Raw genomic sequence first — 26235 nt, forward strand, 5'->3', positions numbered from 1 at the left:
TGAAAAATGTTGTACCCCAACTATAGGCCGATTCGGCGCATATAACTATGGCTCAACCCCTTTCAAACATGTCATAATCCCATTTTTGTTTCCGCTTTCAACTAATATTTGATCAGTTTAGCTGTTATAATGTAATTAGATTGAATGGAGAGACAAGTGGAATGAAGTCAGAATGGAGGGCAGAAAATGAGTCGCATTGAGATGAATGTGGTTCCCACGGGCTGGACACAGATGGAGCTGGTTTTGTTGTTTTTCGGGTGGGAGGCATGTGATCCTGGGCATTATTGGGGACCGGGTGTACGTGATTCTTACATTGTGCACTACATCCATGAAGGACGGGGGATTGTGTATATGGGGGGCCAAGAATACAAGTTGACTCAGGGACAGGGCTTCGTCATACTCCCGGACATGCTTATTCATTATGAGGCAGATCCGAAGGATCCCTGGACGTATTCGTGGTTTGGATTTAAAGGTGTGCAAGCCAAGGCATTCATGCAACGTGCCCGATTAAGTCCAGAGCATCCAGTGTATGATGCCCGTGATACGAATACAATGGAGCACCTGTACTCAGAGATGGTTCAGGCCTCCGCGTATTTGGGAGGGGATGTGATGAACCAGAGTCTGTTGTACCGCCTGATAGCGGAGTTGATCTCATCGTCATCGGTAGAGGAAGAGGAGGGACAGCTTCTTTCGAACAAAGAAGAGTACATCAGGCAGGCAGTTCAGTTTATGGAGAACAGGTACAGCCAGCGGACCTCCATTCTGGATATTGCCCACGCCGTGGGGCTGGACCGCACATATCTGTCGGGATTGTTCAAGGAACGATACGGCAAGTCGCTACAGTCATTTTTTCTGGAGTACCGTATGAATCGTGCTGCTGATCTTCTTCAGAACCCCGGACTTTCCGTTAGTGAAGTAGCTCATTCGGTGGGTTATACGGACCCATTATTATTTTCAAAGATGTTTAAGCGTGTGACGGGGGTGTCTCCGAAGGGTTCGAGAATTCGTGGTTAGACGTATCCAGTGTTTTAAATTTGAAAATAAAGTTTTGATCATTAATCGTCGTCCCGCTATACTGATACAGAAGTGCAATTGAATATGTGGAACTTGGTGCTTCGCCCGTCAGGGTGAAAGCTTAATAGGGAAGTCCGGTGTAATACCGGCGCGGTCCCGCCACTGTAACAGAGGAGTCAGGTAGCGATAATCCACTGGTTTAGACCGGGAAGGAGCTGCAATGACCATGATTCTGGAGCCAGGAGACCTGCCAGGTTTAACAAACACAGTAGTACCCTACGGGAGATAGGAAGGTGTTTAGAGAGCATGATTTTTTCTGAAAATCTGTTTATTTAAGGCGTCCTCATCCAGTAACACGGAGAGGGACGCCTTTTTTGATAGAATTTATATGTTTTCAGCGGAGCTGTGGACGGAGAACATCATGGCACATACATAAAGTTTTGGGGAAGGACGTTTGAGCACTTGAGCAGATATATCGTTAAGCGTTTATTACAACTGGTTGTCGTATTGTTCGGCATCACGTTTCTGACATTCCTGCTAACCTATCTGTCTCCTGGGGATCCAGCCAGACTTATGCTCATGTCTACAGGGGTAACGTCATCCGATGAACTGGTCAGACAGGTGAGGTCAGAGCTTGGATTGGACGAGCCTTTTCTCTATCGATACGGGACATGGCTGGGACAGGTAGTGACCGGAGATTTTGGTACGTCATATAAATACAAACGTCCAGTACTGGACGTGCTGATGGCACGGCTCCCGGCAACGCTTTGGCTAACAGGAAGCGCTATGATTCTGGTTATTCTGGTTTCCTTTCCATTGGGGATGTTGTCGGCTGTCTATCGTAATAAATGGCTGGATTTTGTTATTCGTTTATTCTCTTTTGCCGGATTATCGATGCCCAGCTTCTGGTTGGGTATGTTGCTCATGTTGGTCTTCGGCGTACAGCTGAAGCTGCTGCCGGTGATGGGCAAATCCGGATGGAATAGTCTGATTCTGCCTGCATGTACACTCGCGATTCCACTTGTTGCCCAGTACAGCAGACAGATTCGTACGGTCCTGCTTGAGGAGACAAGCCAGAACTATGTGATCGGAGCAAGATCCAGAGGTGTGAAGGAGTCGATCATTATTTTGCGTCATATTCTCCCCAATGCCCTGCTGCCGATCGTTACCCTTATGGGTATGACGACGGGAGCTTTGTTAGGTGGTGCAGCGATTGTCGAAAGTTTATTTGTATGGCCTGGCGTTGGTCAGATGGCAGTAGACGCCATTTTCACACGGGATTATCCGCTGATTCAGGGGTATGTCATCTGGATGGCGATCATATATGTCACACTGAATCTGCTGGTTGATGTATGGACACATCTTCGTGATCCCCGAATCCGACTGGATGTGGATGTATAGATGAGAGCCTTCAGACTTGTATTACTGCAGAATCGCTGGTTCACATTCCTGTTATCTCTAACCGTCTTCTGGATTATTCTCGCCATGGTTGCGCCGCTGCTCGCACCACACGATCCACTTGCAACGAATTTTGCCAAAGTGTTGCAGCCATCCAGCGCCGAATATCCGCTTGGAACCGATCAGCTAGGTCGCTGTGTATTGTCCCGTCTGCTATACGGAGCGCGAACCTCACTGCTGCTTACCTTTATGATGATTGGCATTGTATTCGTGTTAGGCGTAGCGATTGGGGTCATCGCCGGTTTCGCCCGGGGTGTGACGGATACGATTCTCATGCGGTTGTCCGACACACTAATGGCATTTCCGGGCCTGATTTTTGCGATCGCCGTGGTGGGGATGCTTGGGCCGGGATTATTCAATACGGTGCTGGCATTGTCGGTTGTCTGGTGGGCGAAGTATGCACGGATGGCCAGAAGCCTGGTCATTTCCCTTCAGCAAAAGGAATATGTCGCTGCCGCTGCTTTCAGCGGAGCACGTAAGATACAGATCATTGGCAGGACGATCCTGCCCAATATGATGTCACCACTCATCGTCATGGCGATGATGGATGTGGGTGGCATGATGCTGTCCATCTCGGGGTTATCTTTTCTCGGACTCGGTGCGCAGCCACCGAACCCCGAGTGGGGGGCCATGTTGAATGAAGGCAGAAGATACCTGCAGACTGCGCCTTGGCTGTTGATATATCCGGGCCTGGCGATATTTAGCACTGTTATTATTTTTAATTTACTGGGAGACAGCCTGCGAGACGTGCTTGATCCCAAGAAAAATACAACTTAACTGGAGGAACCAGAATGAAGAGGAATTTTCCAAAATCGATCCTGCTCACCATCGTATCCATGTTCGTTGTGTTCTTGCTTGCAGCTTGTGGCACCACCAATAATCCATCGACCTCGTCTGATGCAACGGAGAAGTCAGCGGTTACGGACAATGGTACGACAAGCGCACCAACTCATCTGAATGTGGCCCTGTTCTGGCTTGGAAGCAATCTGGACCCGGCAGAGGAATGGAACGGCTGGACGCTCACGCGTGCAGCGATTGGTGAGACACTGATTCAGTTTGATGAGAATATGAAGCTGGTTCCTAAAATTGCAGACACGTGGGAACGTGTTGATGACACAACTTGGCATTTTCATATTCGGGAGGGTGTAACTTTCCATAACGGAAATAAGGTAACCGCAGACGCAGTAAAAAAATCGATTGAGCGCTCCATTGAGCTAAACGAAAGAGGACAAGTGACTGTGCCAGTGGCCTCGATGACTGCAGAAGGACAAGATCTGACGATCAAGACGACAGAACCTTATGCGTCCCTGCTTGGTAATATTGCTGAGCCACTGTTTATCATCGTGGATACCAGTGCAGATACATCCAAATTCAAGAGCGAGCCTATTGCTACCGGGCCATTTATGGTGACGGGTTATACGCCGGATCAGGAGATACAGGTGAAAAAGTATGACGGGTATTGGGGCGGTGCGGCAGATGTCGACACATTGACGTTGAAATATATCAAGGATGACAGCACCCGTGCCCTTGCCCTGCAGTCCGGAGAGATTAATGTAGCAAGTAACGTGGGGCGCAGCAGTTTGGCATTATTCCAGGACAAGAGTCAATACACCATTGACGAAATTCCCAGTCTGCGTACCCAATTCGTATGGTTCAACACAACCAATCCGCTGCTGAGTGATCCGGAGGTTCGCCGTGCGATCTCATATGGTATTGACCGGGAGATGTACGCGAATACACTGGTGGGCGGTCAGGCTGCCAAAGGACCATTCACGTCAGCACTGCCTTTTGGCTATGACAAGATCAAAGGATATGATTACGAACCGGAGAAAGCCAAACAGTTTCTGGATGGGGCTGGTTTCAAGGATACAGGTGGCGATGGCATTCGTGAAAAAGATGGAAAGAAGCTGTCGTTACAGCTGATTCTCAACTCCGCTTACGAGTCCGATTCGATTGTGGCTGCTGCAATGCAATCCCAGCTTAAAGAGATTGGCGTTCAGTTGGAGATGACCTCTTATGAGGATCTGACCGATCATCAGAAGAGCGGGAATTACGATCTCGCTTTAACAAGTATTAATACAGGCATCACGGGTGACCCGCAGTATATTCTGGATTTCTACTTCATGACGGGCGCGGAATGGAATGTGGGCGGATATAGCAATCCGAAGCTGGATGAGGTAATTACTCGCCTTCACTCCGAGTTTGACGTAGAGAAAAGGTATGCCCTCGCGGCAGAGGCCCAACAGATGATTCTGGACGATGCAGCATATATGTTTTTGACCTATACCCCGATTAATATTGTGAGTAAAAGCAACGTGCAAGGTGCGACGATGTATCCCATCGATTTCTATCTGCTGGATCGTAATATTAAGGTTGGACAGTAATGAGGCCCTTGCTTAGTGTCAACAACCTTTCCGTAACCTATAAGGGTGACTCTATGGCTCTGCAGGACTTGTCCTTCTCCATGAATAAGGGGGAGATTATCGGGATTGTAGGTGAAAGCGGCAGCGGAAAATCAACCCTGATTCGGGCCTTGCTTGGCCTGCTTCCAGAAGGTGGCCGATACACCGGGGGAGAGATTTCTTTTCAGGAAAAAGTGCTTCTACGTGAGTCGCGGTTGGATTGGGGTGGAGTGCGTGGGAAGCGGATTGCCATTGTATTTCAGGACAGTGGTTCGTATCTTAATCCGATTCGCAGCATCGGCAGTCAGTATATTGAAGCGATTTGTACTCATTTCAAAGTGTCCAGAAAAGCAGCTCAGACCATGGCTATGAATATGCTATCGGACATGGGATTGGATGATCCGGAACGAATCATGCGTGCCTATCCCTCGCAGCTTAGTGGGGGGATGAAACAACGAACGGCGATAGCTATGGCGGTTACGATGGAACCGGAACTTCTGCTTGCGGATGAGCCGACAAGTGCGCTGGATGTGACAACACAGAATGAAGTGATGAACCGATTGAGCGAGCTTCGTTCCCGCCAGGGGACAGGCATGATCATCGTAACGCATAACATTGCCATTGCAGCTCATATGGCGGACCGAATTGGTGTCATGCAGGGTGGTACATTGGTTGAGATGGGAGATACTCTCCGCGTCATATCTGACGCTCGGCATGAATATACCCGTAAACTGCTGAGTGCTGTACCTGAATTGGAGGGGAATGTTCATGGCTCATAAGGAGTTACCGATTCTGGAACTGAGAAACCTGTGCAAAACTTACGAGTTAAAGGGACATAGGGCAGTTGATGCGCTGAAAGCTGTTCATTTGGAACTGTATCCGGGAGAATGTCTGGGGATTGTCGGGGAGAGTGGTAGCGGGAAGAGCACACTGGCTAGATGTGTAACCCATCTGGAACGAGTGACGTCAGGACAGATTCGCTATCGTCAGCAGGATATTACCCGATTGAACGGAAAGGCACTACGCTATCAACGAGAGCGGATCCAGATGGTTTTCCAGGAGCCTTCGGCTACCTTTAATCCGCGAATGAAGATTGGAGCTTTTATCCGGGAGCCACTCATTAATTATAAAATAATGAAGGGCCAACAAGCGGAGCAGGAAGTGCTCAGGCTGTTGGAACGGGTAGGGTTGTCTGCTGCGACGGCAGGTAAATATCCACACGAACTGAGCGGGGGAGAGCAGCAGAGAGCAGTCATTGCTCGTGCGATTGGTGTTCGGCCAGACATCATCCTGTTCGATGAAGCTACCTCTGCACTGGATGTTTCCATTCAGCAGCAGATCCTGGATTTGTTGCTGGAGTTGAGAAAGGAAACAGGCATCTCATCTATTTTCATCTCGCATGATCTCGCAGTGGTGCAACAGGTAAGTGATCGAATTGCCGTGATGTATCAGGGGGAAGTCGTTGAAGTCGTAGAGAGTTCTCAGCTGACCAGTTCAGCGAATCATCCCTATACCCGTAGCCTGATGGCTTCAGTGTTGTCCGTGAGGGAAATGAAGCATAAGATGAAGGCGCAGAAGCAGAAGCAGGAAGAGGAAAAAGGGCGGATGGGGATTCTTCAGGAAAGTCTGTCGGGATAACACCGATGTGGTTTTTCGCTACTCCATATAAAATCAGGCTATCGGTGTTCCGTTAGGTAATGGGCTATCCGGAGAGAGCAAGACAACATCGCCTTCCTCAGGCACGCCGCCCAGCACGAGTACTTCAGAGACAAATCCGGCAATCCGCCGGGGCGGGAAGTTAACTACAGCTATCACCTGTTTGCCGATCATCATGTCAGGCGTGTAGCGTTGGGTGATCTGAGCACTGGAACGTTTCAGGCCAAGTGGTCCGAAGTCGATCGTCATTTTAATGGCGGGAATACGAGCCTTGGGGAAGGGTTCGGCTTCCACCACTGTACCAACCCGGATGTCATGCTGCATAAACTCTTCAAAAGTAGCCATAGGGTAGATCTCCTTTCAACTATTGGGGACTATTATAAATGAAAAATCAACAAAAAATCCAGATTACGCTGTATCGTAACCTGGATTTCTTTTGTGTTGCTTTGCAACAAAATTAAGCGCCGTTCCAATTCTCTCCGGTGAGGTATTTCTCGGTGAGGATGGATAACATCTGAATGCCTACTTCATTATGTCCGCCTTCTGGAATAATGATGTCAGCATACTTTTTGGATGGCTCGATAAATGCATCGTGCATTGGTTTTACTGTTTCTAGATATTGTTTGTACACGGATTGGATCGTGCGTCCGCGTTCTTCAATGTCTCGCAGCACTCTACGTAGAATCCGCACATCGGAATCGGTATCAACAAATACTTTGATGTCCATCAGACTGCGAAGATGTTCGTCAATCAGCACATGCAATCCTTCTACAATGACAATGTGGTTCGGTGCCAGTTCAACCGTCTCATTGGCAGCACGGTTATCTATGGTGAAGTCATATACGGGAGCATACGCCGCTTGGCCTTTTTTCAACAGGGTGAGATGCTCAATCAACAGATCATTATCGAATGCAAACGGGTGATCGTAATTGGTGAGTCGGCGTTGCTCAGGTGTGAGCTGCGACTGGTCTTTGTAATAATTGTCTTGGGATATAAACGTAACCTTACCTGATCCCAGACGGTCTATGACGGAGCGAGCTACCGTCGTTTTACCGGAGCCGGTTCCTCCGGCGATACCAATAATGAGCATGGTTGTTCCATAAGCCTCCCTAGAATGGCAGCATAATCATGGATAAAGAGCACTGATCCAGAATCAATTCAGCACCTTTACCCACATGTCTGTCTGTGAATACACAATTCCTTCATTGTACCACAGCGCTTTACTTTTTTCATCTGAGGGAAGTGACCATGTTTTGCCTGTATCCAATCCGAATGGAAGAGAGATTTTTTTCGCCTACGATTGTTTAGAAGAAGCGATCCGGTAGCCGCCATGGGATCATGAACCGCTGGCCTATCGCGAGTTTTGTAATTCTGTGAAAAATGAAGTAACCAATGATGCTGCCGACTGTATTCGCGATCAGATCGTTTATGTCCGTAGTACGGCCATTACCGAGAGTAACCCGGATGATGAGCTGCAGCATTTCAATGGAAAAGCTGAAGATTAACCCACTCCGCACAGCTTTTCTCACCGAGTCTGCCGAAGGTCTAATCAGAGGCAGCATGAAGCCGAGTGGCATAAACAACAGCATATTCAGTGCAAAACTGGGGATATCCAACGTAAGAATGGGAATGAACTGAATGGTTTTGTACCATGGCGTCTGATTGGCATACATACCAATATTGACGTCGATGGGGAAGAAGACAAAATGCATAACCGCCAGAATATATACAGCAAATGTAAGGATAGAGATGTACTGCCTTATCGTGTACCTGCTCTGGTTTGCCCTGGTGTACAACACCAGAGCAATCAGGAACAGAATAAATAGTGGACCCAGTATAGTTATGGACTCAACCGTATGTTGAATGGACATGAAGAAAACTCCTTTATGAATAGATGGTTACGGTTGATTCAGCTCGATTTTCATGTCCATCCCCTTGATGAACTGCCGATCTTTAATCTCTTCCGTAAAATCATCTTCAATCTCAAATGGCTTCACGACCAAATATGTTGAGTTGCCAGGAGTGGTGGCATAGATCCGTTCAGATGTTAATTGATTGCCCCCATACAAGCCCTCCGCACTTAATGCGGTCAATTGCTGGCCCTGATCATCGAAAATTGCAAACCCTATATTTCGTAATTGCTCTTCATCTTTAGCCGTTAGCATGCTCTTACCATGAAGTGAGATCACCGTGGATAGACGTGTTGTAATCGGCGTAACCTGAGCTTTCATAACGGATGCGGTAATCAGGTCATTGGAGACGACGACGTTGGGTTCAATATGCTGAATATCCTCAGTCGTTTTCGTGAACGGGATGCTCAGCTCAAATTCGTGATAAATGCCCTGCAAAGTGAATGTGACCTCAGCGTTGAACTGATCTGGCAGTCCGGCAGCAGCTTGGTTAGCGGGGATTACTTGCTCGAACAGTAATGTATCTGGCTGCGTTTGCCCTGCAGGGCCGTAGAATAAGCCGCCTTCCTGGCGTGTACCATTGACGTTGAAAAAGACATTATCCATTCCATCGCTAAGCTTCACGATGTCCTTGCCATTGTCATACTCACCATTTTTCAGGTTGGGTGCAGTGATATGAACCAAAAAGGCTGCGCGAGTACCATCATATATGGTCTCCTTCACTTCCAGCTTCACGTCTTTGAACGATACATTGCTGTTTACGAATTTCGTCAGACCTTCGTCTCCTGCAGTGCGTAATCCCATATCGGCTTCAATAGAGCTGAAGAGACTGCCAACCAGCGGGATGCTGCGTAGAGAATCAGCCATAACAGGAGACACAAATCCAGAGGCAAAGACGGTTATACCTAACACTCCCGCTACAATCGTTGCTGCGGCTGTACGACGTAGACCTCTACGAAGACGAGGGTTACGAGATTGTTCTGAATTCAGCATGGTTGCTTCCGGCAGTGATTCCAGCGTGGCATCGATTCGATTGCGCACAATTTCTGACATGACGGGTCGCTCCTTCGCCTGTTCTCTTAATTCCTGATCGATATTAAACGGGTTTGACATGTAGTTTTACCTCCCGAAAGTTTTTGAATTTGTGATACAGCTCCTGTCGTGCACGGCTTAATCGCATTTTCACCGCGCTTTCGGATATATCGAGCGCCTCTGCTACCTGCCGCAGGGAGAGATCTTCGAAATAATGCAGCACGATGACAACTCTCTTTTGTTCGTCAAGCCGATCAACGGCTTCTCTCATATCTACCTCATCGAAGGGACTGGAGGATTCCTGCTTTGCGGGCACCTCTGCATAGGACGTGGAGAGGGAGCGACGGGACAATAGGGTGTTGCATTCATTAATCAGGATACGGAATATCCACGTTTTGAAATAGTGAGGTTCCCGAATCGTATGGAGTGATTTATAGGCTTTCAAAATCGTCTCTTGAATGGCATCAGCCACATCCTCCTCTTTTCGAAGCATGGATTTTGCCGTATTGTATAGAGAGTTTTCAATTTCTCTGATGAGCCTGATAAAGGCATCGCGATCTCCGGATATCGCCTGATGAATGAGATCGGTTGGATCCATGGATAGCAGCTCCTTTCTTGGGTTACAGGGATTCAACTCCCCGTTTGTTTTACATGAATTAGACTTCCAGTGGGCTTATATGGTCACAATTAATTTTTATAGAGGTTGTTCAAAAAGTCCGCTTTTGATTACAAAGGATGCCTGGTGGCATCATCAGACATCGAATATGGAATTCAGCCGAAATGTCCGTTGCTCACGTAGTTTTCCTACGCTCCGCTACTCCATTTCTAGCTTCATCCCATCTTCTTGGTACTGAAAACCGATCTTTTTGAACACGCACTTATAGTGAAAAAGATGCTGTTATATATGACGTATTCCTATGGCATGTCCCCTTCAGTCAGAGAAGAGCGTATTCTTTTCCTGATATTGACGGATTGACTTTTTGAAGAACAGGCATATAATAATAAATATATGCATAACACGGACTGTTACTGGGCGAACCAGGCATGACCGAATTCGATTATTTAACTGTAATCGCTTTCGGTCTTTTTTTATTTTCGTCGGGGGGTGAGGACATTGAAGGTTATTAAGAAAGTGAATAACAATGTGGCGATTGCCATTAATGATAACAACGAAGAAGTATTCGTCGTAGGTAAAGGGGTCGGATTTCTGAAAACGCCTTATGAGCTGACGGAGACGGACTTGGTGGAGAAAATTTTCGTAGCACCGAAGAATATCCGTATGTATGACCTGCTGAACAGCATTCCGATTGAGGATATTTATCTCGCTGAGGAAGTGATCAAGCTGGGCAGTCAGATTTTGAATAAACAATTTAACCCGAACCTGCTTCTCACCCTGTCTGACCATATCAGTTTTGCATTAACCCGAACCAGAGAAGGCATCAGTATCAAAAATCCGCTGGAATGGGAAGTGCGGACACTCTATCCGGACGAGACCCGGGTGGGGGAGGCTGCGCTGAAGCTGATTCAGGAAAAAATGGATATTGCTCTGCCGACAGCCGAAACAACACTGATTGCTCTGCATTTTGTTAATGCACAGGTTGGCTCGGGAGAGATGACGGATACCACTAAGGTAACCACAGTTACGGGCGAGATCCTGTCCGTGATCAAATATGCTCTCAAAATTGATTTTCAGGAAGACTCCATTCACTTTATGCGATTTGCGACACATATCAGATATTTCATCATGCGACAGATGAGCGGTACATCGCTCAAGGATGAGAATGAGTCGCTTTTCCTGATGGTCAAAGAGAAGTTTCCGAAGGAACTGGCTTGTGTGGAGAAGATTGCTGATTTCCTGAAAAATAATTACGGCTGGACCTGTTCTGATGATGAAAAGTTATATCTGATTCTGCATATCCAACGATTAATATCGAACTAACCAATTGCATAACCATTATGGACTGTTACTGATTCGATCAGGCATGACCAAGCGTAGGGAATGACGATTCCCCGGCTTGGTCATTTTTTATATAACCATTTCAGTTGATGTAGAGGAGAAGGGTCATGAACAATAAAGACTTGGCAAAAAACGTACTTGAGCTTGTTGGCGGCGAGCAAAATATATCGGGTCTGACACACTGTGCAACCCGTTTGAGATTCGTATTGAAGGATGATAGCAAAGCAGACCTCAAGGCGCTGGATCAGCTCGAAGGCGTGCTTAAGGCACAAAATTCCGGAGGACAGATTCAGGTTGTTATCGGTGCCAAAGTAGACGCGGTATACAGTGAAGTGAAGAATCTGACTTCTGACAAGATTGGCGAACTTGCGGAGTCCACAGATCGTGGACCGAAAAAGAGACGCAACCCTGTCAATGTAGTACTGGAAACCATTGCAGGTATATTCACGCCTGTTCTGCCAGCACTTGTGGGTTGCGGGATGATCAAATGTTTGGCCACCGTTATAGCTGCAATGGGGTATCTGGAGGGTTCAGGCTTTCTGACGATCATTAACATGATCGGGGACTGTATTTTCTACTTCATGCCGTTCTTCCTGGCTGTTAGTGCTGCAAACCGTTTCAAAACCAATCCCTATTTGGCGGTAGCTCTGGCTGCGGGGCTGATGCACCCCATCATTCTGAACGCTGCGTCCCAGATTGCTGAGACGGGTGTGAACAGCATTGATTTTCTTGGCATGCCGATCCTGTTGATGAAATATTCATCTTCCGTCATTCCCATCATTCTGGCGGTATGGATCATGAGTTATGTGTATCCAATCGTCAATCGAGTGATTCCCAAGTTTCTGCAGGTCCTGCTTACCCCAATGATTGTTTTGTTTATTATGATTCCCGTGGAACTAATCGTGCTTGGCCCAGTAGGATCATATATTGGTGACTGGTTGACCAATGGTATTAACTCATTGTTCTCCACCGCAGGTGTTCTTGCTGGTGCAATTCTTGGATTTTTCAAACCAATTATGGTTATGTTCGGTATGCACTATGCCATCATGCCGATTCAGGTTCAACAAGTGGCTACACTGGGTGCAACCGTGCTGTTACCAACGGCACTGGCGGCGAATTTGGCTCAGGCTGGAGCAGCCTTCGGTGTGTTTGTACTGACGAAGAGTAAAACGATGAAATCAGCGGCTGCTTCGAGTGGATTCACCGCGTTGTTCGGGATTACCGAGCCGGCGATTTATGGTGTAACGCTGAAATATAAACGTCCCTTTTTCGCAGGTTGTCTTGCAGGTGGATTAGTCGGTGGATTCTACAGCTTGGTGCATACAACAGCGAATGCAATTTCACTTCCAGGTGTATTGGCAATTGGCACGTATACATCTGATCGTTACATGTATGTCGTTATTGGTTGTATTGCCGCAGTTGTACTCGGCTTTGTGTTCACGTTGATGGCAGGCATCAAGGAAGGTACAGAAGGAGCCAAACAGCAACAAGCTACGGATAAGGTAAATGACAATCCAACAGCCGTTGTCACAAAGGCAACTTCAGAGACAGTATCATCACAGACATCCATATCCTCTGACATGCTTATCGTTAGTCCAATGACAGGGGAGATCAAACCGATCTCTGAAGTGGAAGATCAAGCATTTGCCCAAGAGTTAATGGGTAAAGGTATTGCGATTGTTCCGACAGATGGCAAGGTATACGCTCCATTTGACGGGGTAGTCGAAGCGCTTTATCGCACCAAACACGCCATTGGACTAAAGGCAGTGAATGGTGTCGAGATCCTGATCCATATCGGGGTGGATACCGTTAGTCTGAAAGGAAAATATTTTAACGCTCATATCGAACAGGGACAGACAATCAAGGCTGGCGATTTATTGGTGGAGTTTGATCCAGAAGGCATTACGTCAGCAGGATATAACACGATTACATCGATTGTGGTAACCAACATGCAACAGTATGGAGATGTACTGACCACAGCGACCAGCGGACCGATCCGGGAGAGCGAAGCGCTAATGAAGCTGATCCCATAAAACCTGAAATAAGACCTTAATAACACGTAATAACAGGAGGAAACTAAAATGACTAGTTCCAATTTTCCAAAAGATTTTTTGTGGGGCGGTGCACTGTCTGCCTGTCAGGCAGAGGGAGCTTATAATGTAGATGGCAAGAGCCTGACCATTCCAGAAGTGATGAAGTTTAACGAGAAGAACGACCGCAAAGTGACCAAGCAGATCAGAGTGAATTGGGAGATGATTGAAGAGGCCAGGAATGACCCGGATACGGTTAAATATCCGAAGCGCCGGGGAATTGATTTCTATCATTCTTTCCGTGAGGATATCGCCTTGTTCGCCGAGATGGGCTTCAAAGTATTTCGTTATTCGATTTCATGGGCCAGAGTATTTCCGGGTGGTGATGATGCTGCTCCGAACGAAAAGGCACTAAAGTTCTATGATCAGGTGATTGATGAATGTCTAAAATATGGGATGGAGCCCCTGATCACCATCAGTCACTTTGATACGCCAATTGTACTGATGGACAAGTTCGGAGGATGGTATAACCGCAAGCTGATCGATCTGTATGTGAACTATTGTGATGTACTGTTCAATCGCTACAAGGGCAAAGTGAAATATTGGGTGACGTTCAACGAGATCAACATGAGCGTGAAAGCATCGGCCAAGACGCTGGGAATCATTGATTATGATGCTCCGAATTATGAAGAAATGCTGTTCCAGGGGCTGCATCATCAATTTGTAGCTGCGTCCAGAGCAACCAAGATGGCACATGAGATCGATGCGAATAACAAGATCGGAAGTATGGTCGCGTATTTCACAACGTATCCTTACACTTGCAAGCCGGAGGATGCACTTCAGATGCAACAGGATGATCAGATGAAAAATCAATTTTACTTGGATGTGCTTAATAAAGGCGAGTATCCTTACTATAGTAAAACGTATTTCAAAAACAAGGAGATCCAGCTTAATATCGAGGATGGCGATTTGGATAGCATTCGCGCACACACGGCTGATTTCGTGGGGATGTCGTATTACAACTCCATGATATCCAGTAGTGATACAGAGCAGCTCGAACTAACGGCAGGCAATGTACACAGTGTATATAAAAACCCGCATCTACCCGCTAACGAGTGGGGTTGGCAGATTGATCCGATTGGCCTGCGGTATACGCTTAATCTCGTCTATGATCGGTATCAAAAACCTGTCTTCATTCTGGAGAACAGCTCAGGCTTCTACGATAAGTTGAATGAAGATGGAACGATCAACGATCCATACCGGATTGATTTCCTGAGCAAACATATCGAACAGATGGGACTCGCCATCGCCGATGGAGTCGAAGTGTTGGGATACACGATGTGGGGACCCATCGATATGATCAGTTCAGGGACTTCCGAGATGAGCAAACGGTACGGATTTATCTATGTAGATCAGGATGACTATGGCAATGGTACGCTCGAAAGATATCGTAAGGATTCGTTCTTCTGGTATCAGAATGTGATCCGTACCAACGGAGCAGAACTGTAACAGAGCATGAATATTCTGGGTCGTATCAAAAAAATACCCGGCGGCTTGCTGATTGTTCCTATGCTGGCTGCCGCGGTCATCAACACAATGTTTCCATCGTTCTTTCAGATCGGAGATCCAACGACAGCGCTGTTCACATCGAAAGGTACCATGGTGCTGATCGGTATGATTTTACTGATATCAGGAACGCAGCTTAACTTGTCACAGCTTCTGGTGACATTAAAGAGAGCAGGAGTGCTCTGTATTTCACGCATCCTCATCAGCTGCCTGTTCGGCTGGGCGTTTGTACACTTTTTCGGTATCAGTGGGGTTGGAGGAGTGTCAGCGGTAGCCTTCATTGCCGTTCTGACCAGTTGTAATCCTGGATTATACCTGGCCTTGATGAACACGTATGGAGATGATGTGGATCGTGCTGCGTTTGGCATTCTGAATCTGATCGCCGTACCGGTTATTCCGGTCATGATATTGAATTCGGCAAGCGGCGTCGGTATCGATTACCTCAGTGTACTTGCTACGCTGGTGCCTTTCTTCATCGGCATATTGCTTGGTAATCTGGACAGCAATATACAGAAGATGTTCGCTCCGGGAACATTGATTCTGCTGCCTTTTCTGGGCACAAGCTTTGGGTCCAATATTGATCTGCGTATTGCATTTCAGTCCAGTATGTCCGGCTTGCTGGTAACGGTGATATTTTTGCTGATCTGTATGCTGCCGCTCATTGGAATTGATCGCACGATACTAAGACGGCCCGGTTACGCGGCGGCTGCGACATGCTCGGTTGCTGGATTGTCCATGGTGGTGCCATCGATGGCTGCCGAATTCAATCCGGCGTATGCGCCTTATGTGGATACAGCTATCGCTCAGATTGCTTTTGCTGTGATCCTGACGTCGGTGACCGTGCCTTATATCGTGAAGCGTTTGGCTGGAACAACAGCGACGGAAGCTTCTATACGTGGAAATCACTAGCAAAAACAGCACGTGCTCTGTCAGATCATGACGGAATACGTGCTGTTTTGATTTGTTCATCTATATTTTACAGACCCAGCAATTGTTTAACACTTTCCGCTACAGCTTTGCTGGATTGCGGATTCTGTCCTGTGACCACGCGGCCATCTGTTGTGACATAGGAGCTGAATGCAGCAGCTTTATCGTATTGTGCAGCGCGTTCTCTCAATGCATCTTCCAGCAGGAAAGGAACATACTCGGTTTGTTGAACCAATGCTTCTTCTTCATTCGTGAAGCCGGAAACGGTTTTGTCTTTGATCAAAAGCAGGCCGTTGGACAGCTTCACATTCAGCAGAGCTGTAACACCGTGGCACACGCCGGATACAACGCCACCTTTTTCATAGATATCACGAGGAAGCTCCTGCAGTTCGGCATTGTCCGGGAAATCCCACATCGTACCGTGACCCCCTGTGAAGTAGATTCCATCGTAGTCACTCGCGTTTACTTCGCTAGGTTTCAACGTATTTTTCAATTGGTTCATGAACGTTTCGTTCTCGAAATAGGCCTTGGTGCTCTCATCCAGAGAATCGCCGAGACTTTTCGGATCAAGAGGTACGTTCCCACCCTTAGGGCTAACCAGATCGATCTGAACATTTTCGTTGTGATCGAACTCTTCAATAAAGTGAGTTGCTTCGCTCTTTTTGTGTTTCCTTTTCTTATTATATAACTCATCTAAATCCTAGTCGGACCCAGTCTTTATGCTGTTTTCTTCAATCCGAGTTAGCCCGACCAATCACGACGCCGAGTGAACAGATCCTTCAACTCGTCTGTCGACAATTCGGTAATCCAATTCTCGGAGCTTGTGATGATGTTATCGCTGAGCTGCTGCTTGCTCTCCAACATCTCGTCGATCCGCTCCTCCAATGTGCCAAGAGAGATGAATTTATGCACCTGAACATCTTTGGTCTGACCCATTCGGTACGCCCGGTCGGTGGCTTGATTCTCAACAGCAGGGTTCCACCAGCGGTCAAAATGGAAGACATGGTTGGCTGCGGTCAGATTCAATCCCACACCGCCTGCCTTGATGGACAAAATGAAGACGGACGGTTGCTTGTCCTCAGGCAATGTACGGGATTGGAATTCCTCAATCATGCGATCCCGCGCCGTTTTGGACGTACCCCCATGCAGGTACAATACAGGTTCCTGTAACTCCTGACGCAGTACCTGCTGCAGCATCTGTCCCATACCGATATATTGGGTGAAAATCAGGCATCGCTCGCCTTCGTCCCGCAATTCACGCACAAGCTCCATCAGTCGTTCCAGCTTCGCAGAGCGGCTGATCAGCATCGCCATATCCTGCGGGCTATACACGTCATAAGAGGATGTCAGTGCGCCGTCCTCGGGTAGTTCCTCCGGCAAAGCTTCTTTCGTTAGCAGCAGAGGGTGATCACACAACTGTTTAAGCTGGGTTAACGCCGATAGAATCGCACCTTTGCGCTTGATGCCTTCCAGCTCTTTCATTTTATCCATCAGGGCCTGCACGGACTGGTCATACAAAGCACTTTGTTCACCCGTAAGGTGAATGTAGGTCTTCATCTCGTTTTTGTCCGGCAGATCGAGTTGGATATTCGGATCTTTTTTCTTCCGGCGCAGCATGAACGGCTTCACCAATTGCTGCAGGTCCTGCATCCGCTGCTCATCTTTGTCTTTTTCGATAGCACTGATGAAGCGAGTCTGGAATGCCCGGGCGTTGCCCAGATATCCTGGATTGATAAAATCATAGATTGACCACAGCTCGGACAACCGATTCTCGATCGGCGTACCCGTCATGGCGATGCGGTGTTTTGCCGGGAAACTGCGGACGGCCAGCGACTGTTTGGTCTGGGCGTTTTTGATATTCTGTGCTTCATCGAGACAGATACATGCCCAGGTGTAGGTTTGTAACATCTCCTGATCCAGTGTAGCTGTAGCAAAGGACGTGATAATAATATCCACCTGCTCGGTCTGCTCCCGGAATTCATCTCCGCTTAATCGACGTGCCCCGTAATGCAGACTGACATTAATGGAGGGGGCGAAGCGGCTAATCTCCTTCTGCCAGTTGCCCAGTACGGAAGTTGGGCAGATCAGAAGTACCGGGGCTTGTCCCGGCTTACGTGGTTCATGATCCTTGATGTGTAACAGATACGTGATGAATTGAATGGTTTTTCCGAGCCCCATATCATCGGCAAGACATGCCCCAAGTCCGAATCTGCGGAGAAATCCAAGCCATGCAAAACCTTCCTTCTGATACGATCGTAGCTCGGCATGAAGCCCTGTCGGAATGGGTAAGGATGGTGCACCGCCTTGTCCGCCCCCGAGTTGTGCAATAACCCGGTTCAGGTGCTCATTCAGCTCTACCTCAAGCCGAATGTTCTGATCATCCTGTGGTTGCTGCTCTTCCTCGGTTTGCTGTCCTTCCTTCCATTTCTGATTGCGATATTCGCGCTGTTCATTATGCAGCAAATGCAGATGCAGAATATCCTGGAACGAGAGTCCCTGTTCCCGATCTACACCGCCCATGGCCCGACGAATCTGTTCCAGCAGATCGGGGTCGAGCGGGACCCATTCTCCGCGGAAGCGAACCAATCGTTCATTACGGGCAACAAGGTCGGCGAATTCATCTTCACTGAGGTCCGTGTCACCAATGGCGATGCGCCAGTCAAAATGAATAATCGAGTCCAGTCCAAAGAACGACTGTCCCCGCTCACTGCCTTCTTCCGGCTGCACCTTGGCGCGAAGCTTTGGTTTCTTCTTACGGGCTGCTTCCCACCAACCAGGGAGCAGAACTTGCCAGCCCGCTGCGAGCAACCGGCCGCTATCCTGCGTCAGGAACTGCCAGGCTTCCTGATCTTCCAAAGGATCACTCAGCACATCCCGCCTGCCGCTAATGGAGCTTCCAAGACGCGGCAGATGTGCGCGCAGTTGATCCAGCCACCCGGCAGAACGATCCAGAATGAACGGTGTCCATACCTCGGGCCATTCGCCTTCAAGCCTGCCACGCGAATCCAGCATGACGGGTACCAATACGGCGGCATCCAGCTTATTCTGTAATACCAGTCGCAGTCGCCATGATGGCTCATCATCGTCTGGCTCCTGCAATTGCAACATGGGTCTGAAGGGTGCTGCATCTGCCTTCCAACCAATGGATACGAGCCAGGACTGGGCGTCCATTCCGGCTGTCTTAGGGAGAGAGCCGCGCTCTGGGAACAACTGCGGAAATTCACGCCGCAGATCCGTCGCAGCTTCTTCCGAACTGTACCAGCGCTGGAATACGAAGGCGGAGTAGGCCGCCCCAAGTCCTTCGGCATAGCTCTCATCGGTTTGTTGAATCGCTTTACTGAGAGAGACCCGATCCTGCTTCTTCAAGCTATCCGGGTCCCAAGTCCACTGAAGCTGTCCTGCACGGTAGGCTTCAAAGCTGGGTACGTATTTGCGTTTCTCAATAGATGTTGCGAGCGCGGGAGCCAGTCGAATCAGATGTTCAGCCTGTTCATCCCATTTCCATTCAATATGAAGCAGGGTATGCATGTCTGCAAAGAAGGGAATCACTTCTTCCGCTGGCAGAACAACCAGCTCAATCTCTTCGATCTGCCGAACTTCCAGTTCGGTGCCGTAGAAGGAAGGCACATGCCAGGCGAACAATCGCTGCTTAAGCGACTGTCCGGATACAAAGTGGTGCGTGTTGAGTGCTCCATAAAACAAAGCATCGCCATATCCGGTTAAAGCGACGTGAACCTCAATCGTTTCAGTGTAAGGATGAATTAAGCTCATGAGATCAGTTTACCTTTCCGAAGCTCTTCCTGCAGGGCGCGCAGCCGACTGTTACGAACAGCGAGTGTGGTGATAAATTGCTCCCAGTGCGCTTCTTGCTTTAATTTCTTATAGATTTTGGACAGACGTTTCAGCAGCTTCACGGCTGCTTTGTATCCGTCCCTGTTTTTGTGTCCGATATAACGCTCCACGGCCTGATGATAGAAGGGGAGAAGTAGCTCAGGTGCATCTTTTTCGATTGGTTGCAGCATCGCTACGCGGAATTCGAGAGGTTCCGTTCCCGTACTCAGCTGAAAATCAATCCACCTGCGCCACTGTCCACGGGAATGCATGGCATCCTCGTAGGCGGAGCGGGAGTGGGGAAGCATACTGACAAGCGTGTCCCACATGCGGTTCTCTGCATCGGGCAGATGATGAATGGCCGTATCCCATAGATGCATGTAATCATTCAAAGGTGTGTTGCGTCGATTCGCCAGAAGGGGGCCCAGTTGTACCAACCAATCCCCCAGCCGCTTCCATTCAGCCGAATCTGCGAGTACATGGAGAAAATGCAACAGATCTCCTGGCGGGATGCCATAGGCTGAGCTTCCATGGACGAGTCGTTGCCACGCCTGATCATCCTGCCCCAGATGGAAGTGCATCCAGCTCTGTCCGAGTACCAGTGGCAGGGGCAGAGTTACGGCTTTGCTTGGTCTATCGCTACTAGTTGTACTACTTTGAGCGCCACTCAAGACACTTTCACCTGATTGGGATGGTGCAGAAGCGGCGATTATACCGCGCTCTATATCATTTAATATGGCCTGTTCCGAGTTCAGCATGTCCTGAGACTCTTGAAGCTCAGACACAATCCAGTTCAACCACAGTTGTCGATAGATCGGAGTGAAGAACATCATGCTGGCTGTCTCCGACATCATCTGTTTACGTAAATAAGCCGAGGTTTCGGCCAGTCTGTTCCAATGTTGTTCAAGCTTGTTTCCCTTTAGACCTGACAGGTCTAAAGGATGGTTAAAGATCCGTTCAATGTCTTTCTGAAGTGCATCCACCGCGAGCTGGGCGGGGTAGCTCAAGTACACAGGGGTATGCGTGATGGAGTTACGGGACGGAGGCACACAGAATCGCATAAGGTGCAGCTGCACATGCAGTTCAAAAAGTTGGTCCATTGCAGCGGGCAGCCTTGGTTTAATGGCATATAGCTCGTCCGTTGCTTCTTGTACGTAGGATGTGCTTGCTGTGCCAGTCCCCAGCCGTCTCAGACATGAGTGGAATAGTTCGTGCCATTCCGAGATTTCGAGATCGGCAAGTTCTGTTGCACGCTCCTTGATCTGGCTGTATTGGTTGTCCGGAATATCCATATCCTGCTCTTCATGATGGGCATCTGCGTAGCTGGATTGTCCTGCGGATATGGCCCCGACAGGTTTAGTCGTTTGTTTGAGTGCGGTACTGGAGTGCGCATTCACAATGGCATGCACAGGTCGCTCCAGTTGCTCGGCATAACTCATCAATACAGCAGTCATATGTTTGCAAAGGGAACTCACCGGGCAGGTACAATAACTGGTAGACAGGGATTGCATGCTCAGTGTGACCTCGTACTCTTCCGATCCTTGTACAACGGCCGAAATCCCTTGTTGTTCGGAATAAGTTAATGGTCCGACACGTTTCTGTTTATAATATTGGAATCCGCGCATAATCGTCAGGTTGTTAAAATGCTCTGCAACTTCCCGAATCAATTGTTGCCACTGCGCATCATCCATTCTCATGTTATTGGGTATGTTCATCATTCCATCTCCTGGGGTAAACATAAGTTCAATAATCACCACGTCTATGACGTCATGTTGTGAATTTGATGTATCCATCATATCAGTTATGAGCCAATTCGTGCATGGGTTATGAAGAATTTGAAGTTATTTTAGACCAACAGGAACCAGGATGAACATTTCGGTTCTGCTGGCGGCAGACATGCAAGAATGCACCATATTGTGTATGCTTATGGTATGTATTCCTATCAGGAACGATGCAGGCCGAGGAAACGGTCATACTACAAACAACAGGAGAGAGCATATGAAAATACTTACGTTAAACACACACGCTTGGGCGGAAGAGGATCAACTGAACAAGATCAGTCAGCTGGCTGATTTTATCAATACACATCAATTCGATGTGATTTCCATGCAGGAGGTCAACCAATCCATGCAGGAAGCGGCGCTTTCTGAAGAAGAACTGAAGATGTATTATACTACTGAATCGGATGCTGTGATTAAAAAAGATAACTATGCCTACGTCCTGCTTCAGCAGCTGACAGAGCAATATTACTGGACGTGGATTCCCGCCCATGTCGGGTTCGGTAAATACGACGAAGGACTGGCGATCCTTAGCCGGACGCCGATTAAGCAGGCTTTTGGAGAATACGTGTCTCACATGAGGGATTATAACAATTACCGTACACGCAAGATTGTGGGAATCGAGACAGTCGTCCAAGGTGAAGCAACCTGGTTCGTGAACGGACACTACAACTGGTGGGATGATGCGCAGGAACCGTTCAAGGGACAATGGGATTTGACGGAGAGCAAGCTTGTACCCTACATGGATCAACCGTTATATATGATGGGTGACTTCAATAATGTGGCTGAAGTACGTGATGAAGGCTATGATTATATGATGAGCAAAGGCTGGAACGACCTGTATACCACAGCATTGCAAAAGGATAATGGAGCAACCGTGGTGAAGGCCATTGCCGGCTGGGCAGACAACAAGCACGATCTGCGGATCGACTATATCTTCTCCAATCGTCCAATCCAGGCCAAGTCTTCCACCGTGGTCTTGAACGGTAAAAACGGGCCGGTCGTGTCCGACCATTACGGCGTTGCTGTAGAGATATAACAGCCATTCGACTATAAATGGGATATCACCGCAAATACGAAACAAAGCCTCCGCTGACTTCCTGTAAAGGGAAGTGTAGGCGGAGGCTTTTTCCATCCAAAATAAATTTCCTATGTACATATCATATTGTTTGTTCTTTTTGTTGTGTAATTGGGCTAATACTAGTACTATTCGAGTGCCAGCATCTGATGTACAAACTTTTTCAGATTCGCACTTGTCTCGCTAAGCTGTTCAATACTTTCCATGAATTCGGTAACGAGCTTGGCCTGATCCACCGTTGCGGTTGTAATCTGACCGATCTCCTGCTCCATATGTTTCATGGATTCTTGTACACTGCCGAGTGATGATTCAATATCAGCCGCTGCTTGTTTCGTATGATCGGACAGCTTACGCACTTCACTGGCCACCACGCCGAAGCCGGCCCCCTGATCGCCAACACGAGCTGCCTCAATCATGGCGTTGAGTCCAAGCAGGTTGGTTTGTTCAGATACTTCACGAATGACGTTCGTTACTTTACTTACACTGACCGAGTTCTCGGAAGCTTTTTTGGAATTGCGCAGAATCTCTTCCGATGTCGCGGAGAGTTCTTCGGAATGTGCAGCAATCTGCTGAATGCCACCAACGAGAGCATTAATGGTTGTTTCATTTTCACGAATCAGATTTTCGAGGGTCATATGGCTATCCAGCGCGTAGTTTACACCCAATATACCAACGACTTGATCGTTTTCTTTAATAGGAATCAAGATGGCATCAAAGGGTCTGCCCTGCAGATCACCAGGCATGCGTGCCACGGTACGGGAATCTCTGTTAGTCAGCATTTTGAAATGTTTATAGTCATCATGCAGCTCATCCCCAACCTTTACACCAATCTCCAGACTTTTTGCCTCGGAAAAATACAATACTTTCTCATGATCATTAATGGATATGGATATGTCGTCACGGAACATTTGGCTAACAAAAGGCATAGCATTTACCAGAGATTCAAGAGTATTCAATGTGCATCTTTCCTTCCCGATACAAAAAGTGGAATTTTTCAATCTAGTATTTATATCGGTAACGTTTTCTCGTTTTTAAACCATTGTTTAAATTTAAGTTAACCTGGAGAGACAAGGCGAATAAATTCAATATAATTGTAAGCGTAATCAAAAATCTGTAGCCACCACAGAACATGTCAGTTATACTGGGATTATTATTCGGCTATTCAGAAGATAACCAAGGGACATGCCTATTTCCGGTAAGGGGATTATCCACCTGGGTTAAGCGCTATACTTCATTACTGCTTATGAGTTGGTGCTCCAGTGTGGATGGTATGAATGCAACGATATAAGACTTTATTTCAACGGGAGAAGGATGTGTGCCAACGATGACGACCTATTTCAGTGAACCGCAGAGTATGTATTACCGATTTGGAGAAGATCAGGATCAGGTACTGAAGGTACTGGCCGAGAGGTATATTGGAGCCAATGCGCAGGCTGATTTTGTATATCGGGTATTTCAGAAGTCTGGTATTTTGCAAAATGAAAAAGGGCTTTATGATCTGAATTTAGGTAAACGCTTTCCTTGCGCACCTAAAGACCATATATCTTACGCAGCTGCACTGGTCTGGGGGGATGAGGACCGAAACCTGGATATACTGGTCCGCTGTTATGGGCCTGTTCGTTTCTACTTCAATGAGCAGATGGTCTATCGCTCTACGGTAATGGATGAGATTAGTCCAGACGCAACGGTGAAGCTCAGCATCGACATCAAGCCTGGTTGGAACACTATTTGGCTGGAAATGAAAAACACGCCTGCCGGCTTCGGTTGCCAGTTCGGATCAGATGAAGGTAAAGTGCGCATTTTGAACATCCTTGCTCCGTTTCAGGAGAGACAGGGACAAGCAGGGTGGATATTCTCCCAACCGGATCGGGCCGCAAGTAAGCAACTGGACCTGCTTGGACAAGAAGCAGATTACAGTTTAAAGTGGCTGCCTGAGACAGGCTGGTCTGATCAGGATGATTCAAAACCAGCCCTTGAGCGAATATATGGGCATCTTCCAGGTCGGCATGCTTATGCTTGGACCCATCTGAACAATAACGATTCAACCGGGAGTCCAGTGCGATTGTCAGGTCAATCTTCGGGTTCTTTAAGTATATGGATTAGCGGCAAGCCTGTGGCACAGGTGAAGGAAGCGGGTACGTTCGAAGTGGATATACCAATCTCTTTTGGACGGAGTGACCTGCTTGTCCGAAGTGAATGCAACGATACGGCTGAACCTTGGCATTTTAATTTGAATGCAACCGTTTCGGGTAAGCCGCTTTCACTTGAACTTCCTCAGCGTGTGCACGGTGCTACTGGAGAGTCTTGGTTATATGTTGGGCCTTTTGAGTCGGAGGTTGAACCGGATTTGCAGGATCTGACTCGAACGGACCGAGTGTACCAAACAGGGCTGGAACAGACATATTGGCGATTGGATCGACCGGATGCTTGGATCAGACCCTATTATGAAAACGCCATGTTAAGCAACAAATGGACAGTGGGCAGTGTGACCAATTATGGCCGCTGGGATTATCCATTGGGTGTCACTGTATATGGTCTATTACGGACTGGGCGTTATCTGCAGAGACCGGACATTACACGTTATGCGGCTGAGCATGTGCAGGCATGTACCCAGATGTATGAGTACTCATTATGGGATCGGGAGCAATATGGTTTCCCAGCAGTTAATCAACAACTGGTCATGCTGAAAATGCTGGATAACTGCGGTTCTTTTGGTTCAGCGATGCTGGAAGCGTACTCCGAGTGCCATGAACCAACGTTTCTTCCAATTGCTGAGCGGATTGCGGACTTCATGCTTTCCCGTTTGGAACGACAAGAAGATGGTGCGTTTTATCGTACATGCGTAGGGGAGTATGCCGAGAATACCATGTGGGCAGATGACCTCTATATGAGCACGCCGTTTCTCGTTCGATATGCCCGTGTGAAGGGAAGCTCATCCGCACTGGATGAAGCCGCCAGACAGTTTTTATTGTATCGGAAATATCTGTTCATGGCTGAGTTCAAGATTATGTCTCACGTATATGATTTCAAATACGGACAGGCAACGCAGATTCCATGGGGACGCGGAAACGGCTGGACACTGTTTTCGTTGACGGAGGTGCTGGAAGCTTTGCCGAAGGAGCATTCTGAGCGCCCAGCTTTAATTGAATTTTTCAACGAACTATGTGAAGGGTATGCAGCACTTCAAGGGGAAGGCGGGTTATGGCATCAGGTGTTGAATGACTCACAGACGTATGAAGAAGCCTCATGTACAGCCATGTTTGCCTATGGCTTTGCACGTGGTGTGCGTTTTGGCTGGTTCAAAGACCCTGAAGTTTACGTCACAGCTGCCCAGCGGGCATGGAAGGGACTCATCTGCAAAGCGATTGATCGTCAAGGGAATGTGCATGGCGTGTGCAGCGGTTCGAGATATGCGTTTACGGCAGAGTATTATGATCAGGACTTGCGTACCGTCACCAATGACAATCACGGAATAGGCATTATGATGCTGGCAGGAACTGAGGTTGCAAAAATGAAGAATCATTTGGCTGATCACAAAGTGACTTCACCTGCCGTCACGCACTCCATCTGATTTTCATACTTTCGTTCCATATCAA

General features: G+C 47.8%; 21 protein-coding genes and 1 riboswitch. Of the genes, 12 read left to right on the forward strand and 9 right to left on the reverse strand.

Translation table 11 applies throughout. From position 1 onward, the window contains the following. Window positions 1-186: 186 nt before the first annotated feature. From M1D71_RS01220 to M1D71_RS01245, 6 genes are all read left to right on the forward strand, one after another. Window positions 187-1014, forward strand: a complete 828-nt coding sequence (locus M1D71_RS01220) for an AraC family transcriptional regulator (RefSeq protein WP_458124933.1) — start codon at window positions 187-189, stop codon at window positions 1012-1014. A gap of 77 nt (window positions 1015-1091) precedes the next feature. Next, window positions 1092-1283, forward strand: a riboswitch (cobalamin riboswitch). Between the two features lie 193 nt (window positions 1284-1476). Continuing rightward, the gene (nikB, locus tag M1D71_RS01225; protein ID WP_458124934.1) at window positions 1477-2415 is read left to right on the forward strand and encodes a nickel ABC transporter permease; all 939 of its coding nucleotides are present in this window, start codon (window positions 1477-1479) and stop codon (window positions 2413-2415) included. After that, the gene (gene nikC / locus M1D71_RS01230) at window positions 2416-3249 is read left to right on the forward strand and encodes a nickel transporter permease (protein WP_145326338.1); all 834 of its coding nucleotides are present in this window, start codon (window positions 2416-2418) and stop codon (window positions 3247-3249) included. A 14-nt stretch (window positions 3250-3263) separates the two neighbouring features. After that, entirely contained in the window at window positions 3264-4856 is a 1593-nt protein-coding gene (locus M1D71_RS01235; protein WP_458124935.1) for an ABC transporter substrate-binding protein, read from the forward strand. Window positions 4857-4909: 53 nt separating this feature from the next. Further along, entirely contained in the window at window positions 4910-5653 is a 744-nt protein-coding gene (locus M1D71_RS01240) for an ABC transporter ATP-binding protein (RefSeq protein ID WP_458124936.1), read from the forward strand. Further along, a complete protein-coding gene (locus tag M1D71_RS01245; protein WP_458124937.1) occupies window positions 5643-6512 on the forward strand; it encodes an ABC transporter ATP-binding protein in 870 nt (289 codons plus the stop codon). Before M1D71_RS01240 ends, M1D71_RS01245 begins: the two co-directional genes overlap by 11 nt. A 33-nt stretch (window positions 6513-6545) precedes the next feature. Here M1D71_RS01245 and csaA read toward each other — a convergent pair whose 3' ends face one another. The 5 genes from csaA to M1D71_RS01270 form a co-directional block, all read right to left on the reverse strand. Continuing rightward, window positions 6546-6875 carry a chaperone CsaA gene (csaA, locus tag M1D71_RS01250; RefSeq protein WP_458124938.1) on the reverse strand — a complete coding sequence of 110 codons (330 nt, stop codon included), beginning with the start codon at window positions 6873-6875 and terminating at the stop codon, window positions 6546-6548. 112 nt (window positions 6876-6987) lie between these two features. Continuing rightward, window positions 6988-7620: a uridine kinase gene (udk, locus tag M1D71_RS01255; RefSeq protein WP_017691162.1), complete on the reverse strand. Its 633-nt coding sequence runs from the start codon at window positions 7618-7620 to the stop codon at window positions 6988-6990. Window positions 7621-7834: 214 nt separating this feature from the next. After that, entirely contained in the window at window positions 7835-8401 is a 567-nt protein-coding gene (locus M1D71_RS01260) for a VanZ family protein (RefSeq protein WP_458124939.1), read from the reverse strand. Window positions 8402-8428: 27 nt separating this feature from the next. Next, the gene (locus M1D71_RS01265; RefSeq protein WP_458124940.1) at window positions 8429-9553 is read right to left on the reverse strand and encodes a DUF4179 domain-containing protein; all 1125 of its coding nucleotides are present in this window, start codon (window positions 9551-9553) and stop codon (window positions 8429-8431) included. Then, the gene (locus tag M1D71_RS01270; protein WP_458124941.1) at window positions 9537-10070 is read right to left on the reverse strand and encodes an RNA polymerase sigma factor; all 534 of its coding nucleotides are present in this window, start codon (window positions 10068-10070) and stop codon (window positions 9537-9539) included. Before M1D71_RS01270 ends, M1D71_RS01265 begins: the two co-directional genes overlap by 17 nt. Window positions 10071-10577: 507 nt before the next feature. On the opposite strand from M1D71_RS01270, the gene M1D71_RS01275 reads away from it, so the two are divergent. The 4 genes from M1D71_RS01275 to M1D71_RS01290 all read left to right on the forward strand — a co-directional run bounded on the left by M1D71_RS01275 (window position 10578) and on the right by M1D71_RS01290 (window position 15934). Continuing rightward, window positions 10578-11411 carry a PRD domain-containing protein gene (locus M1D71_RS01275; protein WP_310341871.1) on the forward strand — a complete coding sequence of 278 codons (834 nt, stop codon included), beginning with the start codon at window positions 10578-10580 and terminating at the stop codon, window positions 11409-11411. Between the two features lie 125 nt (window positions 11412-11536). Further along, window positions 11537-13462: a beta-glucoside-specific PTS transporter subunit IIABC gene (locus M1D71_RS01280; protein ID WP_458124942.1), complete on the forward strand. Its 1926-nt coding sequence runs from the start codon at window positions 11537-11539 to the stop codon at window positions 13460-13462. 48 nt (window positions 13463-13510) lie between these two features. Next, entirely contained in the window at window positions 13511-14968 is a 1458-nt protein-coding gene (locus tag M1D71_RS01285) for a glycoside hydrolase family 1 protein (protein ID WP_458124943.1), read from the forward strand. 6 nt (window positions 14969-14974) lie between these two features. Further along, complete coding sequence (locus M1D71_RS01290; protein WP_458124944.1) at window positions 14975-15934, forward strand: 2-keto-3-deoxygluconate permease; 960 nt, start codon at window positions 14975-14977, stop codon at window positions 15932-15934. Between the two features lie 67 nt (window positions 15935-16001). On the opposite strand, the gene M1D71_RS01295 is transcribed toward M1D71_RS01290, so the two are convergent. The 3 genes from M1D71_RS01295 to M1D71_RS01305 form a co-directional block, all read right to left on the reverse strand. Then, window positions 16002-16592: a type 1 glutamine amidotransferase domain-containing protein gene (locus tag M1D71_RS01295; protein WP_458127128.1), complete on the reverse strand. Its 591-nt coding sequence runs from the start codon at window positions 16590-16592 to the stop codon at window positions 16002-16004. 101 nt (window positions 16593-16693) lie between these two features. Then, window positions 16694-19714, reverse strand: a complete 3021-nt coding sequence (locus M1D71_RS01300) for a DEAD/DEAH box helicase (RefSeq protein WP_458127129.1) — start codon at window positions 19712-19714, stop codon at window positions 16694-16696. A 5-nt stretch (window positions 19715-19719) separates the two neighbouring features. Continuing rightward, the gene (locus M1D71_RS01305; protein ID WP_458124945.1) at window positions 19720-21498 is read right to left on the reverse strand and encodes an SWIM zinc finger family protein; all 1779 of its coding nucleotides are present in this window, start codon (window positions 21496-21498) and stop codon (window positions 19720-19722) included. Between the two features lie 283 nt (window positions 21499-21781). Between M1D71_RS01305 and M1D71_RS01310 the strand changes: the two genes are divergently transcribed. After that, entirely contained in the window at window positions 21782-22600 is an 819-nt protein-coding gene (locus M1D71_RS01310; RefSeq protein ID WP_458124946.1) for an endonuclease/exonuclease/phosphatase family protein, read from the forward strand. 167 nt (window positions 22601-22767) lie between these two features. Here the strand turns inward: M1D71_RS01310 and M1D71_RS01315 are convergent, their stop codons facing one another. Then, complete coding sequence (locus tag M1D71_RS01315; RefSeq protein WP_145326323.1) at window positions 22768-23595, reverse strand: methyl-accepting chemotaxis protein; 828 nt, start codon at window positions 23593-23595, stop codon at window positions 22768-22770. 368 nt (window positions 23596-23963) lie between these two features. Between M1D71_RS01315 and M1D71_RS01320 the strand changes: the two genes are divergently transcribed. Continuing rightward, complete coding sequence (locus M1D71_RS01320) at window positions 23964-26210, forward strand: glycoside hydrolase family 88/105 protein (RefSeq protein ID WP_458127130.1); 2247 nt, start codon at window positions 23964-23966, stop codon at window positions 26208-26210. The last annotated feature ends 25 nt before the right edge of the window (window positions 26211-26235 follow it).

This window comes from Paenibacillus sp. Z3-2, from assembly GCF_054161325.1.

Coding starts and splice junctions, on each gene's coding strand:
- M1D71_RS01285 (WP_458124943.1), top strand. CDS start 13,511: ATGACTAGTTCCAATTTTCCAAAAGATTTTTTGTGGGGCGGTGCACTG.
- M1D71_RS01280 (WP_458124942.1), top strand. CDS start 11,537: ATGAACAATAAAGACTTGGCAAAAAACGTACTTGAGCTTGTTGGCGGC.
- M1D71_RS01290 (WP_458124944.1), top strand. CDS start 14,975: ATGAATATTCTGGGTCGTATCAAAAAAATACCCGGCGGCTTGCTGATT.
- M1D71_RS01320 (WP_458127130.1), top strand. CDS start 23,964: ATGACGACCTATTTCAGTGAACCGCAGAGTATGTATTACCGATTTGGA.
- M1D71_RS01245 (WP_458124937.1), top strand. CDS start 5,643: ATGGCTCATAAGGAGTTACCGATTCTGGAACTGAGAAACCTGTGCAAA.
- csaA (WP_458124938.1), bottom strand. CDS start 6,875: ATGGCTACTTTTGAAGAGTTTATGCAGCATGACATCCGGGTTGGTACA.
- M1D71_RS01265 (WP_458124940.1), bottom strand. CDS start 9,553: ATGTCAAACCCGTTTAATATCGATCAGGAATTAAGAGAACAGGCGAAG.
- udk (WP_017691162.1), bottom strand. CDS start 7,620: ATGCTCATTATTGGTATCGCCGGAGGAACCGGCTCCGGTAAAACGACG.
- nikC (WP_145326338.1), top strand. CDS start 2,416: ATGAGAGCCTTCAGACTTGTATTACTGCAGAATCGCTGGTTCACATTC.
- M1D71_RS01270 (WP_458124941.1), bottom strand. CDS start 10,070: ATGGATCCAACCGATCTCATTCATCAGGCGATATCCGGAGATCGCGAT.
- M1D71_RS01310 (WP_458124946.1), top strand. CDS start 21,782: ATGAAAATACTTACGTTAAACACACACGCTTGGGCGGAAGAGGATCAA.
- M1D71_RS01305 (WP_458124945.1), bottom strand. CDS start 21,498: ATGAACATACCCAATAACATGAGAATGGATGATGCGCAGTGGCAACAA.
- M1D71_RS01240 (WP_458124936.1), top strand. CDS start 4,910: ATGGCTCTGCAGGACTTGTCCTTCTCCATGAATAAGGGGGAGATTATC.
- M1D71_RS01220 (WP_458124933.1), top strand. CDS start 187: ATGAGTCGCATTGAGATGAATGTGGTTCCCACGGGCTGGACACAGATG.
- M1D71_RS01260 (WP_458124939.1), bottom strand. CDS start 8,401: ATGTCCATTCAACATACGGTTGAGTCCATAACTATACTGGGTCCACTA.
- M1D71_RS01235 (WP_458124935.1), top strand. CDS start 3,264: ATGAAGAGGAATTTTCCAAAATCGATCCTGCTCACCATCGTATCCATG.